Here is a 23,835-nt window from a genome sequence, read left to right on the forward strand (position 1 = left end):
CAGGACAAAGAGCGTTTGGGGGCCGTACAACGTAACGAGTGTCTTAGATAGCTGATGATTGATGTCAGTCATCCAGCGGTTCTCTCGTTGCTGTAACTGCTTCAGCTTTTTCTTCGCTGATTTGGTCCCGCGATGCTGTAATTCTGCGCGTATTTTCTGAAATTTATGACGTTTCAACAGGACTTTCTTCCCATCAAAAAATCTAGTTTTTCCTCGTTGATCAAAGGTGGTTGTCAGAAAACGTAATCCTCGGTCAATGCCTACGATCTGAGACGGGATGGTTGAATCGAAGTCCGCGACCTCTTTAGTGATACCAATGTGTAAGTACCATTTACCTCTGCTATGTATTAATTTGGCCGTACCCAGTTTCCAACCATTCTGGAAATAGTGTTCAACTCCCTTGATAGTAAAGGGCATTTTAGCTCTTTTCTCAAGAGTCGTTAAGGAAATCTCAGTTAAACCATTCCCAAAAGAATAATTGCTTCGTCGTACTAAATCTGCTTGTGGACGAGAAAAATGAAGTGGCTTAAACAGCCAGGTCAAGTCTTTGGTAACGCGTACCCACTTCTTATCGTCATCTTGATAGCGATAAGGATGGTGCTTCATTTGTTCCAGAACTGTTTTGTACCGCGCGACCACCGTTCTAAAAACGGATTGAATCATTTGACTGTTCAGTAACGATTCTCGTCGGAATACTTTGTACAGGGCATGATTGATTTTCAAGCTATTCAGTGGGAAATCATGATCAAAGACCCATTGGCTGACTAGATTAGCTAGGTGCTGATATTCTCGACTCATTTCTAAGAGTTGGGTAGCTTGACTTGCGTCAGGATAGAGTCTGACCTTCAGTGTTCGACCTAACATTGCCATGACTTCACCTCCCCGAAAGATTGGATTAAGTATAGCACATGCTGGGATCAAAAAGGGGAACGTACGTTTTAGAAAAGATTAAGATTTCGCATTCATCCTTTGATTGAAATCAAAGGTATTCTGCTTAATTTCTAAATAAAAAAAATTCCCTTTTAACGCTAAAAGCGTTAATCTGTCATTAATGACAACTTTTAAGGAGGATTTCCTATGCGACTTAATCATTTTGCTTCTGGTACCCCATCCGCAGCCGATTTCCCGGTCGACGATTCCCTGCTGACCCAGGACTTCTACGATGCTGTGAATGGCAAATGGGCCGCCCAAGCGACCATCCCCGGTGACCACGCTTCGACCGGTGGCTTCATGGACTTGGCCGATAACATTGAACACACGTTGATGCATGACTTCGGTGACCTGTTAGCGGGCAAATTAACGCCGGCAAATCCTGAAATGGCGGAGTTCAAGAAACTTTACACCATGACGAGTGACTTCGACCAACGGGAAAAGACGGGCACGGCCCCGCTCAAACCTTGGTTAGCCAAGATTGAAGCCCTGACAGACTTTGACGATCTCAGTCAGCACTTAGCCGACTGGTACCGTCAGGGGCTCCCCGCGCCCATCGAAATCGGCGTCGAACCAGACATGAAGGACACCAGCCAATACGCGCTCTACGTGGATGCACCGAGCCTCTTCTTGCCCGACAAGACCTACTACAGTAAGGATAACCCAGCGGCCAAGCAACTCATGCCGATCTTTACGCAAACGGCAACCAAGTTACTCGAACTGCTCGGGTATACCGCCGACAAGGCCGCAACTATCGTGGAACAAGCTAAACAATTTGACGCGCAGATTGCACCCCACGTGAAGTCCTCCGAGGAAGCCGCTGACTACGTCAAAATCTACAATCCGCGGAAGTTAGCCGCCGTGGACGCTCAGGTCAGTGCGTTAGACCTGACCGGCGCCATTACTGACCTGTTACACGATACGCCGGAAACGGTGATCCTTCCGCAACCGAAATTCTTCGATGCAGTCGATGACATTCTGACGCCAGCAAACTTCGAGGCCATCAAGAGTTGGATGCTCGTCAACACCGCCTTTGATGCCACTGGTCTTCTGACCGAGGAATACCGTCAAGTTGGTGGCACCTACAGCCGGGCCCTCTCCGGTAAGAAGGAAGCTCGTTCCCAAGCCAAGGCCGCTTACTACCTGGCCATGGGCAGCTTCTCCCAAGTAGTCGGTGACTACTACGGTCGCAAGTACTTCGGCGAAACGGCTAAAAAGGACGTCCACGACATGGTCGTCAAGATGGCCAACGTTTACCAGAACCGCCTGAAGACCAACGACTGGCTCAGCAAGGCGACCCGGGAAAAGGCGATTGTCAAGCTACAGAAGCTGACGATCAAGGTGGGTTATCCCGATAAGATCGATCCGCTTTACGCCAAATTCCACGTGGACACTGATCAGTCCGTCTTCGACAACTTGCAAAAGTTTAGCGAAATCATCTTAGCCGACGCCTACGGTCACTGGGGCAAGCCGGTTGACCGGGACAAGTGGGAAATGAGTGCCAGCACCGTCAACGCCTACTACTCTCCAACCAACAACGAAATTGTCTTCCCGGCGGCGATCCTGCAGAAGCCGTTCTACAGCCTAGAACAGTCCAGCAGTGCCAACTATGGCGGGATTGGGGCCGTGATCGCCCACGAAATCTCCCACGCCTTTGACAACAACGGGGCCCAGTTCGATGAATTTGGGAACCTGAATAACTGGTGGACGGACGCCGATCTGGCGCACTTCAAGGACTTGGCCAAGGCTATGATTAACGAATTTGATGACATCCCGTTTGCCGGTCAAAAGGTCAACGGTAAACTGACCGTTTCCGAAAACATTGCCGATGCCGGTGGTCTGAGTTGTGCCCTAGAAGCCGCTAAGTCTGAAGACGACGTTGACCTCCGCGCCTTCTTCATCAACTGGGGCAATATCTGGCGGATGAAAGCCACCAAGGAATACATGCAACTCTTACTGTCGATTGACGTCCACGCCCCCGCTAAGCTGCGGGCCAACGTGCAACTCAAGAACTTGTCTGACTTCTACAGCACCTTCAACGTCCAATCCAACGACGCCATGTACTTGGCACCGGCGGATCGGGTGAAGATCTGGTAGTCGCGCAACTTTAATTTCAAATCAAAATAGCTGTAAATTCCCGATTGTGAGAATTTACAGCTATTTTTTGTATGCTCAGCTAAAGGTTGAAAGATAGAAAACAGCTAAGATTCCTGGTGTGACAAGGATAACAACCATTATAATATGATAGTCGCGTGCTGGCCGCCTTACCGTTCGCCAAATTTGGTCTGGATCGCGGTGGGAAGGATCGGGAAAAGCCAAAGTGCTGTCTTTTCCCTCGCTTTGAGCCGTCAGCCCGCGTCTCAAAGGCGCCATTTACCAAGAAAAGTCACTTGGTAAATCCCACGGCTGAGACCAAATTTGACTCACTCACGGCTACATGAGATGTAACCAATTAAACTGACCGGACGTTGCCATTCCAGCGATGTCACCACACATTTAGTGGCTTTAAACCATCGTAACCGGAGGCAGGCAGAGACAGCCGGAGGACCGCTTCTCAGGCCGCAGGTGGTCCCCACAGCACCGGAATCTCTGGCAGCCGCAGGTGGTCGGTGATGATTAATTTTATGGCGATAAACCTTGTCAGCTGGGGACTGGGACATGTTCGTGAACTTTCAACCTTTAGATGATCAGCCTTGTGCCGACTCGTAGATTTCCTCTAAAGCCTCGGTTGCGAGTCGTGACACATTAATCTTTTGTTTTTTGGCCATGTCATTTAGATAGGCCGGCACCGTAATCGAGCGTTTAACCGTCTTAGCGTGCCTGCCAACCCAAGCACCCATATCTACCGTAACGTATACGACAACCTCATTGTCTTGTAGATGCCAGTCCTTAGGTTCCTGAACGTCTGGATAGCTTTCACCATCTAACATCGTGGCAATGGCATCCTCGGCATGGTTAACCAGTCCAAGCATCGTATCCGCCTGCGTCACCATCCCCGGAATATTTGGGGAAAAGCCAACGTAGTAGTGACCATCTTCATCGTTATTTTCTTGGGCGATGATAGGATAAACCAATTTATTTTTCATTTTTTGAATAGACCTGTGACGGGCTTATTTGAGACCCGCGTCCTTTCTAATTTTATTTTCAGTTCCCCTCTTAAGTTCGCCAGTATGAAACGGGATTTCTGTTGTTCGACCATCTGGATGCTTGTAACGTCTATGTCCTCCCTTACCACGAGTAGGAACCCTGATAAATCCAGCACTAAATAACTCTTTTTCAAGTTTCGCAGGACGAATCGGCATTTCTTTCCCCTTCTCTAATTAGAAAGTAGTATAACAAAAAGTAGGTATTTTATCCATATTAACGCTTATAAAATACCGATCTAAAAAATCGGCCAAAACTTACCGTATATTCAATAATTACGACAAAATAGCCCTCAAATCCGCTAAGATTTGAGGGCTATTTGATTTACGCTTTTAACGTACTTTCTCGTTCAATTAATTCGGTCCCAATCGTTACGCGCTGCGGTGTCTGTCGCCCGGTTTGCATGCGGTCGGCCACCAGATCGGCGGCCTCCGCACCCAGCATCTCCGTGTTCACGTGGACGCTGCTCAACTCGGGAAAGACGTACTTGGCAATCGTGGTGTCATTGAAGCTAAAGACGCTGACCTGTTCTGGCACGGCGATCCCGTTTTCCCGTAAGGCCTTCAATGCGCCCGCCGCCATTGGATCGTTGGTGACAAAGAACGCCGACGGAAGCTGCTTACCGAGCCGCGTAATGGCGGCCTGCATCTGTTCATAGCCCGACTCCGCGGTGTAATCACCAGTGAAGACCAGCTTCGGGTCAAAGACCCCCCGCACCTGCATTTCATGGCAATACGCCGTGTAACGCGGATCGAGCACGTCGAGCTTACCATCGGTCGTTGACTCGCTCCCACAGATCAATCCGATTTCGTGTTGGTCATGCTGCCAGAAGAAGTCGACCACCTGTTGAACGGCTACGTCAAAGTCGGTGACCACGCTATCGTAGCCGTGTGCCAACTGATCTTGATCCACGAAGACCAGGTTACCCGTGAGCCGGGACAGTGTGGTGACCTGGTCGTCGCTGAACTTACCAATGGCAATCACGGCGTCCACGTCGGAATCAATGGCCTGTAGGTTGTTCTGAAACGTCCGTGTCGCAAGCATGTTGAGCTGCTCACAGCGTTTCTCCAAGCCCAAACGAATCGCCATGTAATACAGATCATCCAGCTCTTTAGACTTCGAGTACCACTGCACGATGGCGACTCGCAATTGCTTGACCGGGGCATTGGCCCGTCGCTTGGACTTGGTGTAGTTCAAGTCCTCGGCAACCTCGAATATTTGTTTTCTGGTGGACTCGCTGACCGATAACGTCCGGTCATAGTTTAAGACCCGGGACACGGTCGCTAGTGAGACGCCCACAGTATTCGCAATATCTTTTAGGGTGGCTGCGATCACCTTCACCTCCTGACAGACTTTAAAGCTGCGCGATAAACTTATCCAGGGCCGCTTGCCCCTGCGCGTCTCGTTTAAAGACACCCGCATCGGCGAGCACCCGCGCAAACGTGTTACCAATTGCCTGGTGGACAATAGCGGTCACGTTGGCCGCGGTCACGTCGTTGTTTCGCTTCAATTCATCGGCCCAAGCCTGATGCATCGGCGCCATTTGATTCGACTGCCCCAGCAGGTACTTGCTGACTTCGGCCATCTCGGACTTCAGCCGCGCCGGCAAAATTGCCCGGCCCATGACCTCAATCAAGCCGATATTTTCGCGCTTGATGTGTTGAACGTCCTGATGCGGATGAAAAATCCCATCTGGATACTGAGTCGACGTTTGATTATCCCGTAGCACTAAATCCAAGACGTAATCCGCACCGTCACGGTAGGCAATCGGCGTGATCGTATGGTGGCGCGTACCATCCGTGTAGGCCCGCACGTCCACCTGCTCATCGGAATAGTTAATCCATGAATTCAGGACCTTTGTCGCCGCCGTAATCAGCGGTTCTGGTTGTGTCCCGCGCAACCGGATATCGGTCATTGGCCACTTCACAATCCCGGCCGAAACACCGTCAACGCCCAGATCTACGGCCCGATCAATTGGCGCTTTCATCATTGGGAAGGTATGTTTCCCCCCTTGATAATGGTCGTGCGTCAGCATGGATCCCCCCACGATGGGCAGATCGGCGTTACTCCCGACAAAGTACGTCGGAAATTGCCGTACGATTTCCAATAGGTTGGTAAAGGTATGCTGGTTAATGACCATTGGCCGGTGCACGTTGGACAAAAAGATGGCGTGCTCCGCAAAGTAAGCGTATGGCGAATACTGGAAGCCCCAGGTCTCGCCGCCCAGCATCATGCGGATAATCCGGTGATTACTACGGGCGGGATAGCCCAACCGTCCCAGATAGCCTTCATTGGTCATGCAGAGCTGGTCCAATGGATAGCTGACCTGTTGCTGGTTCTGCGCGGCCGCAATGGCCTTGGGGTCCTTTTCCGGCTTGGACAGGTTAATCGTGATTTCCAGTTCACCGGCCGGCGTTTGTGCCGGGAAGACCACGTTACGGGCAATGTTACGCGTTTTAATGTAGTTATTGGCCTTACTCAACTGGTAGAACCAGTCGGTCGCCGCACTCGGACTCTGTTGATAACGATCCCAGAAACCCCGGTTAACCGCCGATGGGAGCGGCGTCATGAAGTCCATTAACTGGGATTCCAGAATCTCACGGGGACTCGGCGCATCTTCAATCTTGCCGTTGGCCACGGCCGTGTCGACCATCGCGGCGACTAAATCAATCGGTTCGTCGCTCACCGCAGCCTGCGCCGCGCCATCCCCAATCAAGGCAAAGATCCGGTTGGTCACGTACTGCCGGTCCAATTCCGTGTAGGGTGCCGGCGAAGCCACGACGGCATCAATAAACGTTTGAATGGTCTCTTGTGTCATTATTTACCTGCCTCGTTTTGATCATCGTAACCAGCCGGATGCTTTTGCTTCCAGTTCCAAGCCGTCCGAATAATATCTTCGACGTTATCAAATTGTGGCTGCCAGTTCAAGACCTTCCGCGCCTTATCGCTCGCCGCAATCAGCGTGCTAGGATCACCGGCCCGCCGTGGAGCCATCTTGGCTGGAATTTCCTTACCGGTGACCTTCCGTGCGGCTTCCAGCATCTCTTTGTTGGAGAAGCCGGTGGAAGAGCCGAGATTAAAGGCATCACTGTCATGACCGGCCTTCAGGTATTCCAAGGCCAAGATATGGGCATCAACCAGGTCGACCACTTGAACATAGTCCCGAACGTTGGTCCCGTCCTTAGTCGGATAGTCACTCCCAAAGATTGAAAGTTCCTTGCGTTCACCCGCAGCAACCTGCAGGATGATGGGAATCAAGTGGGTTTCAGGATGATGGTCTTCACCAATGCTCCCGTCTTCCTTGGCTCCGGCCACGTTGAAGTAGCGTAACGCAATGAATTTAATCCCATAGGCTTCGTCGGCCCACCGCATGATCTTTTCCATCATCAGCTTGCTTTCACCATATGGGTTCGTCGGAATCTGTGGGTCGGTTTCCTTGATTGGAATCTGTTTCGGTTCACCGTAAGTCGCGGCCGTCGACGAGAAGATAATCCGCTTAACGTTGTGCTTGTTCATGACTTCGAGTAAGGACACCATCCCCGTCGTATTGTTGTCGAAGTACTTTAATGGTTTTTCCATGGATTCGGGAACGATGGAGAACGCGGCGAAATGCATGACGCCTTCGATGTCTTCCTGATCAAAGACGCTGTTCAAGAACTTCTGGTCGCGCACGTCTCCTTCGTAGAACCGTGCCTTGGCATTCACCGCGGCCCGATGACCGGTCACCAAATTATCGACAACGGCAACATCGTAACCCTTCTCTACTAAACGATCTACGGCGTGGGAGCCGATGTAACCGGCACCACCTAAGACTAAAACTGTCATTAATCAATTCCTCCTCAATTGTGTCGCTTCGTGGCTCACGCCCGGCTTGCTCAAACTGGCAATGGTCGCTGACCAGAAGCTGTTGTACGCTATTTTATCTTCAAACGGACTGTTTTGCTGACAAGTCGGTTTAAGTCAGTGTGATTGCCTAATACCTGAACCCAACCCGTCTTAACTTAACCGACAAGATTGCCTGATTCTCGACTACTTGTGCAATTCCTTAGGGCCGTCTGCGATTTCGGCAACGTAGAACTCAGCCTTGTGGCCAATGGCTTCTTCATAAACGCGACCAACCTGAGCCTCAAAGTCTTTGACGTTGGCCTTCTTGACCAGGGCAATCGCGCAACCGCCGAAGCCGGCACCCGTCATCCGGGCACCCAAGACACCGGGTTGCTTCCAAGCCGTTTCAACCAGGGTGTCCAACTCCTTACCCGTTACGGCAAAGTCGTAATTCAAGGAGATGTGCGACGCGTTGATCAGATGGCCAAAGACGGTAAGATCGTTGTCTTGCAACGCTTTGAAGGCCTTCAACGTCCGTTGGTTTTCGAAGACTGCGTGCCGCGCACGTTTGATCAAGACATCATCGTTGATCAGGTAGGCGTTCTGATCAAATTGATCTTCATTCAAGTCACCCAGCGTCTTAATGTCAAGCTTGGTTTGCAGCCGCTTCAAGGCCTCTTCACACTGTGCCCGGCGCTCGTTGTACTTGGAGTCCGTCAGCTCACGGCGCTTCTTCGTATTCATGATGACCACGACGTTATCCCCTAGATCTAGTGGGGCGTATTCGTAGGCCAAGGTATTGGTGTCCAACAGCATGGCTTGGTCCTTCTTCCCCATGCCAATGGCGAATTGATCCATGATCCCGGTGTTCAGCCCAAAGTAGTCGTTTTCAACCTGTTGGCCGACCTTGACCATCTCGACTTCATCCAACTTCATGCCATATGCCGCGTGGAGAATCTCGCCCATCAACATTTCCATCGACGCGGACGAGGATAATCCCGACGCATCCGGCAAGTTCCCATGAACGAAGAGATCAAACCCGTGGTCGATCGTCAGGTTCTGCTTTGCCAGCTCAAACAACATGCCCTTCAGGTAGTTGGCCCAGTTGTCCGCCTTGTTAAAGGCTAAATCATCCAGTGAGAACGTCAACGTACCGGCGTCCGGAACGTTGGCCGAGTAAACCCGAAACTGCCGGTCATCACGACTTGAGTAGGCGGCATAAGTACCCATACTGATGGCCGCTGGGAAGACGTGTCCCCCGTTAAAATCGGTGTATTCACCGATCAGATTAATCCGACCCGGGGAAAAGAACACCCGTTGTGGCGCGACGTTAAACTTCTCTTGATATTCCGTTGCTAAGCTGGCAAAATCCATGGCGATTAACCCCTTTTTGAGTTTTAGTAAACTTTTACTACAATTATCATAAACGCTTTTGCGACTATTGTCAATTTATTTTTGAAGCGCTTTCTTTTTGGCCACTTCGGCATTCGTCGGTTTTCGCCACCGAATGTCTTAAAAAAATACCTCTAACAGAAAAGCCCCAGCAGATTTGCCTGAGGCTTAGACGTCTTAATTACTTCTCTGATTCAATTTTTTCAGTCTTAATCTTGTGTTCCAATTCTTTAACAATTTCCGCATGTTTCTTTTCGGACAAGGTTACCTTGAACTGGTAAATCAATGCGGAGACAACCAATAGAATCATTGGCATGTAGAAAATGAAAGAATGGAAGATAAACATACCGTGTGCGGTAATATCACTAGGTTGGGCGTTACCCGTCATCCCGGCGTGAACGGCGGCAATCACCACAATCCCCGTTGAGAAGGCCCCGGCCAGCTTATCGATCAACGGCCGAACGGACAAGGTCACGGATTCATTCCGCGTGCCATTCTTCAATTGCCCGTATTCCACACTGTCCGTGATGGTCATCAAGGCCGCCAAGAAAATCATGGGGTATGGGAAGAAGAAGATGGCGTCCGCAATATACATCATGATGGCACTACTGCCCGCAAAATTAAACAGAACGTACCCTACCAGCATCATGCAGATTCCGCCGACATAAACGCCACGCCGGGTAATCTTAGACACAATGATTGGAAACAGCGGTACCGAGATAATTCCTAAGATGGCCGTAACCACCCCAATGATACTGTATGCTGCAGCGTTCCCGATGACATAACGGAAGTAGTATATCAATAGGGAATTGGTCACCACGTAACTTAAGGCAAATAACAGGTACGAGAAACCTAACCACATCAATTGATCATTTTCACCAATGACCTTGAAGACATCGCGGAACCGCGTCCGTTCAGTATCTTCACGAATCAGGTTCTTGGTTTCCTTGGTTCCAAAGAAGGTTGCCAAAGCCCCTAACAGAGAAACCAAACCAATAACTGTCGCAAATCCTAACCAACCGGCACGCGTCTGGGTACTACCATGAGTACCGGAGAACATTTGTGAAAAGTAGATGACCAATGGCGTCACCACGATGATGACCCCTTGGGAACCTAAGGTCGAACCAAACCGACCAACTGTCCCGAATCGGTTACGCACCTTGGTGTCCACACTCAAGGCAGGTAACATGGACCAGAACGAAATGTCTTTGAATGAATAGAAGATATCCATAATGACGAAGACAATTCCGAAGACCAGGAAGTACAGCGACGAATTGGAATCCGCCAAGCCAAACAGGCTAGAGAACATCAGAATCAGTCCAACTGAACTGACAATGGCCCCGGCTAACAACCACGGCTTAAACTTCCCAACTTTGGTATCGGTATTATCAACCATCCCACCAATCATGGGATCAAAAGCGATTTCAATTAAACGAATGACCACGACCATCGTGGTGACGATTCCCGCTTCAGCGGCGGAACCCTTGCCAACAAACAAGGCACTGGTAACAAAGATTGCAAAATAAGTATTCAATGTCGCGTAAAAGGCATCGTGTCCAAACGCCCCTAAAGCATATGAGAGATATTGCTTAACCATTGTTTCTTCCACACCTTTCAACAAGAAACTCTTTAAAATAATTGCCCATTCTCAGTTGTTACCCTAGTGATACCGGTGCTCAATGATCTTTGACAATACATCTTCTCGTTGTTGCGCCTTGGCCATATCAAACTGGGATTCTTCCAGCTTGTTGAAGTCTTGGGCCAGCAACGTGGCTTCCAGATAAAGTGTCAGCTGGCGTTTAATATACAGTTTGTTCTCCTCATCCGGATATTGCGCGTTACCTCCTAAAACGGCCGCCGCAAACTTCGCGGGATCCACTACAATTTTGTCACTCTTAGCCATTTTGACCCACCTCTGATTTTTAAAAATAGACGCTTAAACCCACAAATCATTTTAACTAAAATGTAAGCGCTTTACGTCCATTATCATAAGGTTTTACCGCCATAAATGCAATGATTTTTATTGTGAAAAAAATTCTAAAAAATGCGACTATCCGGAGCCAAATACAATTGCAACCGGTTGTATTTTTCAATGTAAAAATTTAGTAAAGCTGGCGGTAAAGTCTGTTAGCTCCCTTCACCCCCTATGAAAATGGCGTGAGCCTCGCCAAGCGACTGAAAGCAGCCCACTACGCCGAAATACCCGCTAACAACCGGTTGTCCACTTTTAGATCCTCCGGCGACCAAAAAATGGCGGTCAACTGCCCCCTGCAAGAGGACGGCTAACCGCCACAAACATTTAATTTAATTCGTCTACTTTACAGAATCAACGTATTGCTTTAAGGCCTTTTCGTACCCAGCTAACTGCTCCTGAGCAGCTGCATTCGTGGACGCACTCGTGCCAATGTAGAACTTGACCTTCGGCTCGGTCCCGGAAGGCCGAATGCAGATCCAGGTGCCATCGCTTAACCAGTACTTCAAAACGTTAGATTGTGGGAGATCAATCGTGCTGGTCGTCCCATCTGCGGCCGTCTTGACGCTGGTCGAGAAGTCTTCAACCGTTTCGATGGTACTGTCACCAAACGACTTCGGGGCATTTTCTCTAAACTCACTCATCAAATGCGCCATCTGCTTGGCCCCATCGATACCAGCAAACTCTTCAAACGTGGTCTTTTCGGCAAAGTAGCCGTAGGTCGCGTAGAGTTCCTCGATCCCGTCGTACAGGGTCATCCCCCGTTGCTTGTAGTCGGCGGCGACTTCCGCCAATAGCACCGTGGATTGGATGGCATCCTTGTCCCGGACGAACGGCTTAATCAGGTAACCGTAGCTTTCTTCAAACCCAAACAGGAAGGTGTGGTCGTGGTTGGTCTCGTACTGGTGAATCTGTTCGGCAATAAACTTAAACCCAGTCAGCACGTTCTTCATTTCCACGCCATACGCCGCCGCAATCTTGGTGGCCAGTTCCGTCGATACAATGGACTTAACCACGCGTGAGTTGGCTGGCAACTGACCGGCTTGCTTACGGGCCTTTAAAATGTAAGCCAGCAAAATTGACGCAATCTGGTTCCCCGTCAACAGTTGGTAGTCCCCATTGGGTTGGCGAACGGCGGCGCCTAGTCGATCGGCATCGGGATCGGTGGCGACTAACAGGTCGGCACCCTCTTTTTTACCCAGCGCAATCGCCATATCGAAGGCTTGCGGAAATTCGGGATTCGGGAAAGGAACGGTCGGAAATTCGGGATCGGCAATGGCTTGTTCGGGCACCATGGTAAAGTTCTCGAAGCCTGCACCGCGCAAGGCCCGTTCGCCAATCACCTTCCCCGTCCCGTGAAGCGGCGTATAGATTAACTTCATCGTCTTGCCCACGGTCTTGACCAGTTCAGGGTTGATCGTCACACTCGCCACATTCTTCAAGTAGGGTTGGTCGACGTTTTCACCGATGATCTGCATGGTCTTATCCGCACGCAGTTGCCGCTCATCGGCAACCTTGATGGCAAAGACATCCTTGGCTGAGCGGACAAAGTCGGTGATCATGTCGGACGCCTTCGGGGGCATCTGGCCGCCATCCGGGCCGTAGATCTTGTAGCCGTTGTACTGCTTGGGATTGTGACTCGCCGTAATCATGATCCCCATCGCCGTCTGTAAGTGACGGACCGCAAAGGATAATTCTGGCGTTGGCCGCAAATCATCGAAGACAAAGCTCGGAATGTGATGGGCGCCTAAGACCCGGGCAGCCTCGTGAGCGAACTCCGTGGAATGGTACCGGGAATCAAAGCTAATCGCAACCCCGCGTTGTTTAGTCGCGTCATCCAGCGTATCCAGGTAACGGGCCACCCCTTCGGTAGCTTGGCGAACCGTGTACACGTTCATCTGGCCAATTCCAGGGCCCATAACGCCCCGCATCCCGGCCGTTCCAAAGCTCATAGGCCCACTAAAGGCCGCTTCCAACGCCTTGGGATCATCCGCCATCGCGTCTAATTCTCGCTTGATATCCGGAAGCATGGTGGTTTGTTCTTGCCAAACGCGATAATTATCTTGCCAACTCATCTAAACCTCTCCTTTTCAATCGTCACTTAACATTTCACCACGGTTGGTGCGGGTCCCCGACTGACGTACCGCCAATCCTGATCATCCGTTGCTCTCCCCTGAGGTGAACGGTCACCAACCTGATGCCAATACCACTACTATACCAGCAACACCCCAACTTTTACATGACCCGGTCACAGTTTAAGCAAATCATTCGCTCAATTTAGTCCTTCCCACCGGCTAAATACTGGTAGGCAATCGTGTGGGTCACGGTCTGGTTGGCCGGCAACACGATGTCCCCAAAGTCATCGTGGTGAATGGCATCCGGTAATGCCTGAGCCTCTAAGGCTAGGGCATTGTAATCGCGGACCTTTGCCCGTTTAGCGTCCGTTGGATTGGCCGTGAAGACCACCAGACCACTCCGATCGGAGTAAAGGGCAACGCGGCGGTGTCCCGTGGTATCCCCAATCGCCGCAATCGGTGTGGTGGCGCTGGGAACGACCTCAAAGGCGTCATCGTATTCGACCGCACCCGTTTGCTTGAGTTCGGCTAGCCCATCCGCAATCGTCCGGGGCTGACTGAAATCGTAGCCGGTGCCCGCCGTTGGCAGCTTCTTCCCCGTCGGCACCTTGGTGTCATCGAGTTCGAGACGCTTGTCCCCACTCAGTAACAGCCACTGTTGATCCAGGCTATGTTGATCATCGGTCACATTGAAGTACGTGTGAATCGTCGGGTTAAACAGCGTGTCGGCATCGCTCTTCCCGGTAAAGCTAATCTCCAAGCGGTCAGCCGCCGTTAACGTATAGGTGATGGTGGTTGCCAACGTCCCAGGATAGCGATCGGCTTCTGGCGTCGCGATATAGGTCAGCGCCACGCTAGCCGTGTCGTCGGTCGTGTGCGTCGTCCCAGCCCAGTTGACACATTTAAAACCGTGCGGGCCACCGTGGATGGCGTTGCCGTCATCGCCGGCTTCCAAATGAACCGTTTGCCCATCCAATTCAAATTGGGCCCCGCCAATTCGACCGGCAACCCGGCCCAAGGCTTGGCACAGCGCCCAACCATTGTGATCGTAAGCGGTGAAATCGGATTCTCCCACCACGAGTTGTTGCCGACGGGTACCCTCAACAACACTAAATTCTTGTAACGTTGCCCCCCAGGACAAAACGGACACACGGGTCCCTTGTTGATTGGTTAACAGGTACTGAGTGACCGGCTGACTTTCAATGGTTCCTACAACAGTTTGCTTAACGTTCATGAGTCATTCCTCCAATTTAGAATCCGTTTTCATTGTATAATAATCAGCTGGTCAGTACCAATTTTTTTATGACCGGAATCGTACCTAGCCGCAACCGTTCATTTCTAAAAATAGTAATACTTTTGCTGGACTTATCGTTTGATTATTCGCTATACTTACTTCGAATCGTGCACTTTTACACAATTAAATTGTTCGTATAAGGAGGAACTATTTATGCCATCTACAACTGCTGCCGCTGAGAAGCTACTGCTCCAAATGGTCGACGACTATACCGAACGCGAGATTAGTCCCCAAGACATGCCCATGGATGCAGCGGGTGACTTCCCGGCTGGTTTCATGCAAAAGTTAACGGATACCGGCTTCCTCGGCATCATGCTCCCACAAGAATTCGGTGGCGCCGGCTTCGGCCCCGAGGTCACGGCCAAAGCGTTGAACCACATTGCTAGGGGAAATGCCAGCACGGCGGTCACCCTCGAGGGCCACTTTAAAACCATCGATCAACTTCTAAAATTCGGGACCCCGGCCCTGCAGAAGAAACTCTTGCCATCCGCCAATGACCGGATCTTCGCCTTCTCCATGACCGAAGCCTCCGGCGGGTCCAATCCTATGGGTATCAGCTCCACGGCTACCCGTGAAGGCGACCACTGGGTCATCAATGGCGACAAGATTATGATTACCAACGGTGGCTTGGCCCAAGTCTACTGTGTCCTGGTGAAGACCGCCCCCAAAGAACTCTCCGTCTTTGTGGTCGACCAAGATATGCCCGGCTTCTCATTTGGGAAACGCGAAGACTTCATCGGTCTGCGCGGCACGCCCGTGGGTGAAATCGTCATGGACCACATCATGGTTGACGACGACCACCTGCTGGGTAAATTGGGCGATGGCGGCCTGATCGGTGATTCCGCCCACGACGACGCCCGCATTCTGATGGGCGCCGTGCTTACCGGCATCATGGAACACGATTTAAAGATTGCCACCGACTATGCCAAGGAACGGAAAGCCGGCAACACGCCGTTGACCGACCTGCAAGTCACCCATCGTAAGGTTGCCGACATCGCTATGCGCAAGGAAACCACGCGCCTGTTGTACCAAAACGCCGCTAAATTGAAAGCGGCCGGCCAACCCTACAGCGAAGAAGCCGCCATGGCTAAGGCTCACGGCTCTAGGGCCGCCGTCAGTGCCGGTGACGACACCTTACAGATCTTGGCTGGTTACGGCTACAGTCGCGAATATCCGGTTGAACACCTGATCCGTGATGCGCGGGCAATGGAAATCGCCGAAGGAACCGTCGAAAAGATGCGGTCCGCCATTGCCACCGCCGAATTTAACAAATAGGAGGTCTCCCCATGAAAATTGTCGTATGTATTAAGCAAGTTCCCGAAACCAACGACGTCACCATCGACCCAGTGACCCACAACCTGGATCGGCGTGGCTTGGCTGGGGTTATGAATCCATTTGATAAAAACGCCATTGAACTGGCCCTGCACCTCAAGGACACGGCCAGTGAAGACGTCCAAGTGGCCCTGCTCACCATGGGCCCCGACGACTACGCGGAATCCCTGCGTGAAGGCATGGCGATGGGCGCCGATGCGGGCTATCTCCTGTCCGACCGGGCCTTCGCGGGTGCCGATACCCTGGCCACCGGCTACGTCATCGCCCAAGCGCTGAAAAAGATTGGCGATGCCGACCTGATTTTATTTGGCCGACAAGCCGTCGACGCCGATACTGGTCAAGTGGGCCCGATCGTCGCCGAATTTCTCCACCAACCCCAGATTACTTACGCGGCTAGCCTGCGTCTGAGCGGCAAGAACGAAGTCACCGCCGAACGCCTGCTGGAGGACACCAAGCAAACGTTGGTCGCCCAACTGCCAGCCGTGGTCAGCGTTCGTAGCGAGCTGAACACGCCGCGCTACCCGACACCGCGCAATATCCAGTTGAGCTTCGATAAGCCGCTGACCGTTTGGCACCACGATGACCTCGACCTAGACGATTCCCGGCTGGGTCAGGCCGGCTCACCGACCATCGTCACCAAGGTCTACGCGCCCAAGCCGGTCAAACGTGAACTGACACCACTGACGGGGACGCCAAGCGAGGCCGCCAGTCAACTTATCACCGCCCTAAAGAGTCGTCAATTAATCTAAGGAGGAATCTGCTATGTCAAAACCAGAACTGTGGGTCATCGCGGAACGCCGCTTAGACCACATTGAACCCACGACGCAACAATTGATTACTAAGGCCAAGCATTTGGCTGGGGATGCCTTTCACACCGTGGTCATCTTATTTGAAGCCAACAACGACCACTTGGAAGACGAATTAACCGCGTACGGCCCCGACGAGATTCGGATCGTCCGTGACGATCGCTTCCCTACGGCGACCGACGCCGAACACGCCGACGCCCTGGAACAATTAGTCCACAAATACCAACCAAACTCGATTCTCTTCGGGGCCACCATCACCGGGCGGTCTATCGCCCCACGGCTACAGGCCAAGCTCCAAACCGGCCTGACCGCCGACTGTCTGGACCTGCGTTTCGACGACGAGACCCTAGTCGCCACCAAGCCGTCTTACGGGGACAACATCATGTGTGAAATCATTTGCCCCGACCACCGGCCACAAATGGCCACGGTCCGGCCCAACACCTTCGTCGCCGAAACCACGCCTGGCGAGGCCACTGTCACGACAGAAACGATCATCTTTCATCCCGTCGCCCGGCTCCAGGTCAAGGCGGCAACACCGGTGGTCAACACCGCTACTACGGTCGGTGATGCCACCCGCGTCGTCGCCTTAGGTCGGGGGGCTGCCGGTGCCGCCACCATCGACACGGCCACTAAACTCGCCGAAAAGCTCGGCGGCCGCATCGGAGTCTCCCGGCCATTGACCGATCAGGAACGCTTTACGCACGACGACCAAATTGGACAAAGTGGGAATACGATCCACCCCGAATTAATCCTCAACTTTGGGATTAGCGGGGCCGTCCAATACCTGGTCGGGATGCAGGGTTCCCAGACCATTGTCGCGGTGAACGCCGATAAGGATGCGCCAATCTTTGATGTGGCGGATTACGGTTACGTGGGCGATGCTTCCGCCTTCATGTCCGCTCTGCTGGACCAATTCGTCTGACCTTTTAAGATTGTGGTTAACTGGCCGCCTTGCCGTTCGCCAAAGTCTGGGCTGGAACGCTGGGGAAGGACCGGGACGAGCCTGAAAGACGGTCTCGTCCCTCGCTTGAAACCGCCACAAACCGGCGTTTCCAAGACGCCCATTCATAACTGGTAACCCATCAGTTATGAATGCCCCGGCTGAGCCCAGATTTGGCTCACTCACGGCTACGAGAACAGCACCACAACGTCGTTAACCAACTGCACAACCACAGGCCACTTTCGACCATCTTAAGTTGACTGAACAAAAAATGCCGGCACATCAACGCTATCAAAACGTTGATGTGCCGGCATTTTACTTTGTGTCGGTCGATTCTTGCATTACGCTATTTGAACCATTCTCCGCAATGGCGCGAACGATAAGGCGGCCAGCCCACCCCCAAGTCGCCAACAACTGACCACAACATTTCAAAAAAGGCTGCAACAAATCTCTAACTTTTTACATTAGTAGTAAGTGTAACGGTAAATTCATTGGACCTAGAGCTTCAATAACTCGGCCAACAATTCCTTCGCCGATTCGTTGAGCTTGGCCTGTGATTTGTCGTTGCCCAGGTGGGTGTAAATTTCACCTACGTAGACGCCGTCCGTGAACAGCCGGTCGAAAACGGCATCGATGATCGGCTGCGTGGCGGCCTGTTCCTGAACCGGGCCAAACGGGTTGGCGAAGAAGGTCGTACTCATCCCCACTTCATCCGTGGTACCCAGCGCCTTACGTTTGCCAGCGATGAACGTCTTCTTGGCTGTCTCCTGATCCGTGAAGCGGTGAACGCCCACGGCATCATCGTAGTTATTGGCGTAGACCCACATGTCGATGTGGTGGTGGGCGACGACGCGTGGCCAGGTGTTGGCCGGAATGATAACCCGCGCATTCTTCTGTTCGGGATTCATGTAGATCCCCCGGTCCATGTTGTTGAAGGCCACCTCACTGCTCAGGTCATCGAGCCGCACGAAGGCGCCGGTTTCGGTTCCCTGTGCGTACAGCTCTTGACCAGCCAACGTGAAGCTCCCCATATCGTCAAAGATCGTTTCCATACTGACAATCTGATCATCGGCGACCTGTTGTAAGGCCTCGATGGATTCGGACTTGCCGGCCCCGGAATCGCCGAAGAAGACCACCGTCTTGGTCTGCCCGTTGGCGAAGGTAATCTTCATCATCGACCCGTGAATCGGCAGGCGTTTCTGCGCGATCATGTGCAGGTTGTGCAAGGTCAGGCACATCTTCTTCATGTAGCCAAAGTATGTGGTCTGATCGTTGTACGGAATCTGGCCAACGTAAATGTCATTGGCCTGGTCGTAGAAGTAATGGCCATTCTCTGGATCGGTATCCGTCGCCACGCCCGGCGTCCCAAATAGCAGGACCAAGTCGGGTTTGTGATCGGCGACCTGTTGCGCATCAGCGAGCTGGAATAAGTTGGCCAGGGCCAGCCCGGAAGCCAGATAATCGCGGTGGAAGTAGATATAGGCCAGACTTTCACCAATCATGGCCGGGTAACAGAAGAAATCGTCCGACGTACCCGTGAAGTTGGTTAACGGGTTCACTTGGGTCGCCGTAAAGGTCCCCTTCCGCTTGTTACTCTTGGTGTGGAGCATCATTGGTGGCCGCAACATGATCCGATCGATGAAGCGAATGTCTTGGAGCTTCTCATAGCCGGTGGGCATCGGCCATTTTAGTTTCTGTAAGAGCACGCAGGCGCTAGACCCGGCGCTCACTTGCCGGTACACGTGGTTGGCGTGGCCCTGAAGCTTCTCTTCAATCGTCCGGTATAGACGAATGACCAAATCGTTGAATCGTTGGTCGATGGTCATGAATTCACTGGCGACCACGTCATTACGTTTAATGGTCATCGTAGCGACCCGTAGATACGTCCGGTAGTAGGAGTAGAGGTCTTCAATGCTGGCCAAGATTTCTGACTTTTGATACGTGGCAAAGGCATCCGGTTGATTGGTCAGGATCGCCTTGATGGTGGCCAAATAAACCTGTGGTGTAACCAAATTAAAGGTGGTCGCTGCGTCAGCTACGTCCGGCGTGTGATCCCGTTGTTCATCTAAAAATAACCGAACAAAATCGGCGAGTTCGTCACTGTTTACCAGATCAAAGATACTGGTAATGAAGCGCGTGTTGTAGTCCAAGACCGCGACGTTCCGGTCGGGATTGGCGTAAAATGAAGCCAAATCAATTGCTGCTGGTGTCTGCATGGTGAAGCCCCTTTCATAATGTCTTACCGGTAATTTTAGCCTAAAAGCCGGCCAGAAGGAAGCGACTTTACACTTTAATTAATGGCAATCGTGATTTTTGTGACTTACCATAAAGGGGTAAAGCGCTATCAAAATATTTATAATCAGGGCGGTTTCCCACTTACGTCGACGCAGCCGTCCTCCATGAAAGGAAGTTTCTGACATGAAAATTGATGGTCATACCCAATTAATCGCGCTCATCGCCCATCCGGCGGGCCATTCGCAGTCACCGGCGATGTACAACTTTGCCTTTGCGCATGAGAAGATGAACGATCGCTTCTTGGCATTAGACGTGGACCCCAAGAATCTCGCCCAGGCGATTGCCGCCGTTCGGGCCTTCAAGATGCCCGGCGTCAGCGTGTCGATGCCCTTTAAACAAAAAGTCATTCCCCTACTCGATCATCTCGATGACGCCGCTCAAATGATTGGTGCCGTCAACACGGTCGTGAACCACGATGGCGTCCTCACCGGCTACACCACCGACGGAATTGGCTTTGTCAACGCCTTAAAGGATGCCAACGTGCCGCTAGCCGGACAAACTATGACGCTGGCTGGCGTGGGCGGTGCCGGGACACCGATCGCCATTCAATCCGCGCTCAACGGTCTTACCAATCTCAACGTCTTCAATCTCAACGACGCCTCGGTGGACAACGCCAAACGGGTGGTCAAGGTCATCAACGACCAGACTGACTGTCACGCAACATTCACGCCGCTCGAAGATCGCATTCATTTTCAACAAGCCATCGCCACCAGCAACATCTACACGGATGCGACGGGACTAGGCATGGGTAAGCTCATCGATCAAGCCTTGGTCGATGACCCCACCTGGTTCCACCGCGACATGACCGTCTTTGACACCGTCTACGCGCCGGCCGAGACCAAGCTGATGCGCGTGGCAAAACAAGCGGGTGTGGCCCACGTATTCAACGGGCAAGGGATGTTGTTGAACCAAGGCGTTGCGGCCTTTAAGCTCTGGACCGGGCACGACATGCCGGTCGCCGCCGTTCGTCATGAAATCTTTAAGGAGGATTAGCTGATGTCAGAAAATTGGTTGGGTTTAGACGATAAGGTTTGTGTGGTCACCGGTGCCATCGGTGGCATGGGTACCAAGATTTGCGAAGCCTTGGCGGATCAAAACGCGAAGGTGGTCGCGCTGGACATGAAAAAAGATGCCGTGACGACCTTTGCGACCAAGTTAGCCACGGCACACCACACTGAAACATTAGCGGTGGCCTGCAACGTAACGGATGCGGACAGCGTTAAGGCCGCCGTTGCCCAGGTTCAGGCCAAGTTTGGCCGGGTTGACGTGGTCATTAACACGGCCGGTATTCTCAAGTTCGACCCGTTAGAGGATCTCGACTACGCCACCTGGAAACAGGTGCTGGATGTGAATCTGAACGGCTACTATTTAATCACGCACGAATTCGGCAAACTGATGATTCAACAACGTCATGGCACCTTCGTCCACATCTCTACGGTCGCCAGTGACATCCCCGAAACCTATAGTGGCGCGTACAGCACCAGCAAGGCCGGCGTGAACATGCTGTCCAAGCAGGTCGCGGCCGAATGGGGCATGTTCGGTATCCGAAGTAACGTCCTCGAACCTTGCCTGGTCAAAACGCCGATGTCCGCAGCCTTCTATGCCGATCCACAGGTTGAGAATGGCCGCAAAGAACTGACTGCCAGCAAGCGCATCGGCACGACCGATGATATCGCCAATGCCATCTTATTCCTGGCCAGCGACCGGTCCAGCTACATTAACGCCACCGGCCTCGCGATTGACGGTGGCTTCAGCGTCATGATGCAAAATCAGATTCCTAAGCCTGGTGGTCGCCGCGGCTTTGCGGAAACGCATTAGTTACACTTTAATTTGTCTCTAAAAAGGCTATACCAAATCAGCCATATTTTGACCGATTCGGTATAGCTTTTGTTTGCTAGTTAAAAATTGAGGCCTCGTAAGCGCGAGTGTTGATAAGGCTTGGCGCCCTTAAATTAGTCATCAACGACCACCTACGACTACAAGATATTGTGGCCTCCGGTATTAAGTAAAAGCAAAGTGAGCTCATCATCATTGATGATTTGATACAAAAGCAACCAATTTTTGTCGACATGAATTTCGTTGATACCGACAAGATTGCCGGTTAACATATGCCAATCGAATTGGCGGATGAGTGTTTCATGGTCTTCAGCTAAAATTGTTTTAATTGCCGTATCTAGGCGTGCTAAATCATAATGCTTTTTACTCAACTTTTTTAGTGAACGATCAAACCGCGCTGTGGTCCGTGAGTATTTAATCAATTGGCTGTTTTCTCTAAATCATGCAGATGCCTGAAAAGTGCATCAGGACTAGAAAATTTACTGACACGTCCAGCTTCAACATCCTCCAAAGCTTCGTCTAATTCACTCTTCGATTTAGATCGACCGGGAGTGAAGGGCAAAGCTTGTTCTTTGATCATTTGCGCCAAGAACATGTTAATAACGTTAGACAGATCCGTTCCCAGCGATTCCGCAACTTCAGCAGCTTCCTGTTTACGTTTAGCATCAATTCGGATCGTCAGTCGTTCTTTTTGTGACGGATTTATCATCAAATCACTCCCATTGTTGTCAGATTGGTGCTATTTTATCATCGATTGGTCCACTTATCCAGCAAAATTACTTTGCTCACTAAGCGTTGCGCTGCCTTACTCAACCTAATATACAAGAACCTAGTTGCGTGAGTCACTCTGGGCTTACTCCGGGGACGAACGAATCTCCATTTCTTCGAACCGTAAATTCGCCGAGCACTCGTGAATTCTTTGCCTTCATTATTTTCACCTTTTTACCCTCGCATAGCCTTCGTGTACCATCTCACCCCGGCTCTGGGGTCGGATAGGCCACATTAAAAATCAAGATTCGCGTCACGTGAAAATCAACGACTTCAAAACTCGCACTCGAATCCAAGTAGGAGCGATCAATTTCGTAAATTCGTCCAATATGGAAGCGCCCCAAGACGTAACGCGTATCCGATGCCGGGGCCTTCGTGACGGTTACTCGACGAGCCAACTGCGGATGACCGTCTAACAAGATGGCCGCCCGCACCGCATTACTGGGCACCGTCGACAGGAGGAGTAAACCCACAATCAGCAACTCAAGGCCCTTTCTAAATGGACCAATCCGGTACCAGTGCGCGACGAATCGCTTCTTGAATTGCCGCAATCTAGTCGTCATTGGCTTATTCCTCATCCGCGGATGCCACGGTCTTCAGTCGATACGTGTTCCACAATTTAAGCGGATCTCGCGGTGTCGCACTTAAGATAACCACCACATCCGTTTCACGTTTACCTTGCAGGGTCGCCAGATACAATTTTTCATGGTCCGTATTCCCCAATGCATAGGCAATCTTAGCGTAGCGCGCTTGACGCACCGCCGCTGCGACCGCTGGCGTCGTGCTCAAGCGTTGAATGGTTGGCTCATCTTGATCCGCCACCACCTTTGCCAGTGCCGCCTGCGCCAATCGAAATGGCCGATTGGTCTGCATGTAGGTATTGAACCCACCTAAGGCCACCAACAACGCGGTTAGACCCAACAAGCTAACCGTGGTGCGTTTAGGCAGAAACTGATGCCAAACTGTGACGATCTGCTGATTGTGACCCGCTAGGACACCCAGTCCCGCCACGACCAATAAGACAATCCCCCAACAGGCCAGTAAGCTGAGACTCGTCCGCAAGAAGTCCAAGCGATAAAGTCCCCAACCGGTCGACTGGTCGTTGCCCCCAATCGGCCGCCCTAGAACCATCATGAAGCTCCCCAGGGCAACTAAAAAGATAATCAGCGGTACCTTGGCCCCCAAACTATGAACAAACATACATCCTCCCCCTATTCGTTACCCCC

22 protein-coding genes are annotated in these 23,835 nt (G+C 51.7%); 6 read left to right on the forward strand and 16 right to left on the reverse strand.

Translation table 11 applies throughout. From position 1 onward, the window contains the following. Positions 1 to 870, reverse strand: an 870-nt coding sequence (locus tag HEQ50_RS08840; RefSeq protein WP_168900158.1) for a transposase, incomplete at its 3' end; no start/stop codon positions are given. Between the two features lie 207 nt (positions 871 to 1,077). Here HEQ50_RS08840 and HEQ50_RS08845 point away from each other — a divergent pair. Next, the gene (locus HEQ50_RS08845; protein ID WP_168900159.1) at positions 1,078 to 3,027 is read left to right on the forward strand and encodes a M13 family metallopeptidase; all 1,950 of its coding nucleotides are present in this window, start codon (positions 1,078 to 1,080) and stop codon (positions 3,025 to 3,027) included. A 590-nt stretch (positions 3,028 to 3,617) separates the two neighbouring features. On the opposite strand, the gene HEQ50_RS08850 is transcribed toward HEQ50_RS08845, so the two are convergent. The 10 genes from HEQ50_RS08850 to HEQ50_RS08895 all read right to left on the reverse strand — a co-directional run bounded on the left by HEQ50_RS08850 (position 3,618) and on the right by HEQ50_RS08895 (position 14,572). Further along, positions 3,618 to 4,016 (reverse strand): type II toxin-antitoxin system HicB family antitoxin, encoded by a 399-nt coding sequence (locus HEQ50_RS08850; protein ID WP_168900160.1) that lies wholly within the window; start codon positions 4,014 to 4,016, stop codon positions 3,618 to 3,620. A gap of 24 nt (positions 4,017 to 4,040) precedes the next feature. Then, on the reverse strand, positions 4,041 to 4,232 hold the full coding sequence (locus tag HEQ50_RS08855; RefSeq protein ID WP_168900161.1) for a type II toxin-antitoxin system HicA family toxin: 192 nt from the start codon (positions 4,230 to 4,232) through the stop codon (positions 4,041 to 4,043). A 166-nt stretch (positions 4,233 to 4,398) separates the two neighbouring features. Beyond that, positions 4,399 to 5,406: a LacI family DNA-binding transcriptional regulator gene (locus HEQ50_RS08860; protein ID WP_168900203.1), complete on the reverse strand. Its 1,008-nt coding sequence runs from the start codon at positions 5,404 to 5,406 to the stop codon at positions 4,399 to 4,401. 22 nt (positions 5,407 to 5,428) lie between these two features. Continuing rightward, on the reverse strand, positions 5,429 to 6,892 hold the full coding sequence (locus HEQ50_RS08865; protein ID WP_168900162.1) for a UDP-glucose--hexose-1-phosphate uridylyltransferase: 1,464 nt from the start codon (positions 6,890 to 6,892) through the stop codon (positions 5,429 to 5,431). Beyond that, positions 6,892 to 7,899 carry a UDP-glucose 4-epimerase GalE gene (gene galE, locus HEQ50_RS08870; RefSeq protein ID WP_168900163.1) on the reverse strand — a complete coding sequence of 336 codons (1,008 nt, stop codon included), beginning with the start codon at positions 7,897 to 7,899 and terminating at the stop codon, positions 6,892 to 6,894. Before galE ends, HEQ50_RS08865 begins: the two co-directional genes overlap by 1 nt. A gap of 204 nt (positions 7,900 to 8,103) precedes the next feature. Next, a complete protein-coding gene (locus tag HEQ50_RS08875) occupies positions 8,104 to 9,273 on the reverse strand; it encodes a galactokinase (RefSeq protein WP_168900164.1) in 1,170 nt (389 codons plus the stop codon). A gap of 199 nt (positions 9,274 to 9,472) precedes the next feature. Continuing rightward, positions 9,473 to 10,888: a glycoside-pentoside-hexuronide (GPH):cation symporter gene (locus HEQ50_RS08880; protein ID WP_168900165.1), complete on the reverse strand. Its 1,416-nt coding sequence runs from the start codon at positions 10,886 to 10,888 to the stop codon at positions 9,473 to 9,475. A 63-nt stretch (positions 10,889 to 10,951) separates the two neighbouring features. Then, positions 10,952 to 11,194 (reverse strand): hypothetical protein, encoded by a 243-nt coding sequence (locus HEQ50_RS08885; RefSeq protein WP_168900166.1) that lies wholly within the window; start codon positions 11,192 to 11,194, stop codon positions 10,952 to 10,954. A gap of 410 nt (positions 11,195 to 11,604) precedes the next feature. Then, positions 11,605 to 13,338 (reverse strand): phospho-sugar mutase, encoded by a 1,734-nt coding sequence (locus HEQ50_RS08890; RefSeq protein ID WP_168900167.1) that lies wholly within the window; start codon positions 13,336 to 13,338, stop codon positions 11,605 to 11,607. A 202-nt stretch (positions 13,339 to 13,540) separates the two neighbouring features. Then, positions 13,541 to 14,572 (reverse strand): aldose epimerase family protein, encoded by a 1,032-nt coding sequence (locus HEQ50_RS08895; protein ID WP_168900168.1) that lies wholly within the window; start codon positions 14,570 to 14,572, stop codon positions 13,541 to 13,543. A gap of 213 nt (positions 14,573 to 14,785) precedes the next feature. On the opposite strand from HEQ50_RS08895, the gene HEQ50_RS08900 reads away from it, so the two are divergent. The 3 genes from HEQ50_RS08900 to HEQ50_RS08910 are packed head-to-tail and all read left to right on the forward strand — an operon-like array spanning position 14,786 to position 17,692. Next, positions 14,786 to 15,907, forward strand: a complete 1,122-nt coding sequence (locus tag HEQ50_RS08900; protein ID WP_168900169.1) for an acyl-CoA dehydrogenase family protein — start codon at positions 14,786 to 14,788, stop codon at positions 15,905 to 15,907. 11 nt (positions 15,908 to 15,918) lie between these two features. After that, positions 15,919 to 16,713: an electron transfer flavoprotein subunit beta/FixA family protein gene (locus HEQ50_RS08905; RefSeq protein ID WP_168900170.1), complete on the forward strand. Its 795-nt coding sequence runs from the start codon at positions 15,919 to 15,921 to the stop codon at positions 16,711 to 16,713. A 13-nt stretch (positions 16,714 to 16,726) separates the two neighbouring features. Then, a complete protein-coding gene (locus tag HEQ50_RS08910; protein WP_168900171.1) occupies positions 16,727 to 17,692 on the forward strand; it encodes an electron transfer flavoprotein subunit alpha/FixB family protein in 966 nt (321 codons plus the stop codon). 515 nt (positions 17,693 to 18,207) lie between these two features. Here the strand turns inward: HEQ50_RS08910 and HEQ50_RS08915 are convergent. Further along, entirely contained in the window at positions 18,208 to 19,926 is a 1,719-nt protein-coding gene (locus HEQ50_RS08915) for a phosphoenolpyruvate carboxykinase (ATP) (RefSeq protein WP_168900172.1), read from the reverse strand. Positions 19,927 to 20,128: 202 nt separating this feature from the next. On the opposite strand from HEQ50_RS08915, the gene HEQ50_RS08920 reads away from it, so the two are divergent. Continuing rightward, the gene (locus tag HEQ50_RS08920) at positions 20,129 to 20,998 is read left to right on the forward strand and encodes a quinate/shikimate dehydrogenase (RefSeq protein WP_168900173.1); all 870 of its coding nucleotides are present in this window, start codon (positions 20,129 to 20,131) and stop codon (positions 20,996 to 20,998) included. A 3-nt stretch (positions 20,999 to 21,001) separates the two neighbouring features. Further along, the gene (locus tag HEQ50_RS08925; protein WP_168900174.1) at positions 21,002 to 21,823 is read left to right on the forward strand and encodes an SDR family NAD(P)-dependent oxidoreductase; all 822 of its coding nucleotides are present in this window, start codon (positions 21,002 to 21,004) and stop codon (positions 21,821 to 21,823) included. A 158-nt stretch (positions 21,824 to 21,981) separates the two neighbouring features. Here the strand turns inward: HEQ50_RS08925 and HEQ50_RS08930 are convergent, their stop codons facing one another. The 4 genes from HEQ50_RS08930 to HEQ50_RS08945 form a co-directional block, all read right to left on the reverse strand. Beyond that, positions 21,982 to 22,263, reverse strand: a complete 282-nt coding sequence (locus HEQ50_RS08930) for a type II toxin-antitoxin system mRNA interferase toxin, RelE/StbE family (protein WP_168900175.1) — start codon at positions 22,261 to 22,263, stop codon at positions 21,982 to 21,984. Further along, entirely contained in the window at positions 22,260 to 22,550 is a 291-nt protein-coding gene (locus HEQ50_RS08935) for a type II toxin-antitoxin system RelB/DinJ family antitoxin (RefSeq protein ID WP_168900176.1), read from the reverse strand. The genes HEQ50_RS08930 and HEQ50_RS08935 overlap by 4 nt, the downstream gene beginning before the upstream one ends. A gap of 262 nt (positions 22,551 to 22,812) precedes the next feature. Next, on the reverse strand, positions 22,813 to 23,172 hold the full coding sequence (locus HEQ50_RS08940; protein WP_168900177.1) for a hypothetical protein: 360 nt from the start codon (positions 23,170 to 23,172) through the stop codon (positions 22,813 to 22,815). Between the two features lie 4 nt (positions 23,173 to 23,176). Continuing rightward, a complete protein-coding gene (locus HEQ50_RS08945; RefSeq protein ID WP_168900178.1) occupies positions 23,177 to 23,809 on the reverse strand; it encodes a hypothetical protein in 633 nt (210 codons plus the stop codon). Positions 23,810 to 23,835: the final 26 nt, after the last annotated feature.

The sequence above is a fragment of the Lactobacillus sp. HBUAS51381 genome (assembly GCF_012641095.1).
GTDB lineage: Bacteria > Bacillota > Bacilli > Lactobacillales > Lactobacillaceae > Levilactobacillus.

Excerpts from the sequence above, each read along its gene's own strand:
- HEQ50_RS08905 (WP_168900170.1), top strand. The coding sequence starts at position 15,919 with ATGAAAATTGTCGTATGTATTAAGCAAGTTCCCGAAACCAACGACGTC.
- HEQ50_RS08940 (WP_168900177.1), bottom strand. The coding sequence starts at position 23,172 with ATGACGACTAGATTGCGGCAATTCAAGAAGCGATTCGTCGCGCACTGG.
- HEQ50_RS08855 (WP_168900161.1), bottom strand. The coding sequence starts at position 4,232 with ATGCCGATTCGTCCTGCGAAACTTGAAAAAGAGTTATTTAGTGCTGGA.
- HEQ50_RS08890 (WP_168900167.1), bottom strand. The coding sequence starts at position 13,338 with ATGAGTTGGCAAGATAATTATCGCGTTTGGCAAGAACAAACCACCATG.
- HEQ50_RS08850 (WP_168900160.1), bottom strand. The coding sequence starts at position 4,016 with ATGAAAAATAAATTGGTTTATCCTATCATCGCCCAAGAAAATAACGAT.
- HEQ50_RS08865 (WP_168900162.1), bottom strand. The coding sequence starts at position 6,892 with ATGACACAAGAGACCATTCAAACGTTTATTGATGCCGTCGTGGCTTCG.
- HEQ50_RS08915 (WP_168900172.1), bottom strand. The coding sequence starts at position 19,926 with ATGCAGACACCAGCAGCAATTGATTTGGCTTCATTTTACGCCAATCCC.
- HEQ50_RS08910 (WP_168900171.1), top strand. The coding sequence starts at position 16,727 with ATGTCAAAACCAGAACTGTGGGTCATCGCGGAACGCCGCTTAGACCAC.
- HEQ50_RS08945 (WP_168900178.1), bottom strand. The coding sequence starts at position 23,809 with ATGTTTGTTCATAGTTTGGGGGCCAAGGTACCGCTGATTATCTTTTTA.
- HEQ50_RS08845 (WP_168900159.1), top strand. The coding sequence starts at position 1,078 with ATGCGACTTAATCATTTTGCTTCTGGTACCCCATCCGCAGCCGATTTC.
- HEQ50_RS08880 (WP_168900165.1), bottom strand. The coding sequence starts at position 10,888 with ATGGTTAAGCAATATCTCTCATATGCTTTAGGGGCGTTTGGACACGAT.
- HEQ50_RS08925 (WP_168900174.1), top strand. The coding sequence starts at position 21,002 with ATGTCAGAAAATTGGTTGGGTTTAGACGATAAGGTTTGTGTGGTCACC.
- HEQ50_RS08900 (WP_168900169.1), top strand. The coding sequence starts at position 14,786 with ATGCCATCTACAACTGCTGCCGCTGAGAAGCTACTGCTCCAAATGGTC.
- HEQ50_RS08895 (WP_168900168.1), bottom strand. The coding sequence starts at position 14,572 with ATGAACGTTAAGCAAACTGTTGTAGGAACCATTGAAAGTCAGCCGGTC.
- HEQ50_RS08935 (WP_168900176.1), bottom strand. The coding sequence starts at position 22,550 with ATGATAAATCCGTCACAAAAAGAACGACTGACGATCCGAATTGATGCT.
- HEQ50_RS08885 (WP_168900166.1), bottom strand. The coding sequence starts at position 11,194 with ATGGCTAAGAGTGACAAAATTGTAGTGGATCCCGCGAAGTTTGCGGCG.
- HEQ50_RS08875 (WP_168900164.1), bottom strand. The coding sequence starts at position 9,273 with ATGGATTTTGCCAGCTTAGCAACGGAATATCAAGAGAAGTTTAACGTC.
- galE (WP_168900163.1), bottom strand. The coding sequence starts at position 7,899 with ATGACAGTTTTAGTCTTAGGTGGTGCCGGTTACATCGGCTCCCACGCC.
- HEQ50_RS08920 (WP_168900173.1), top strand. The coding sequence starts at position 20,129 with ATGAAAATTGATGGTCATACCCAATTAATCGCGCTCATCGCCCATCCG.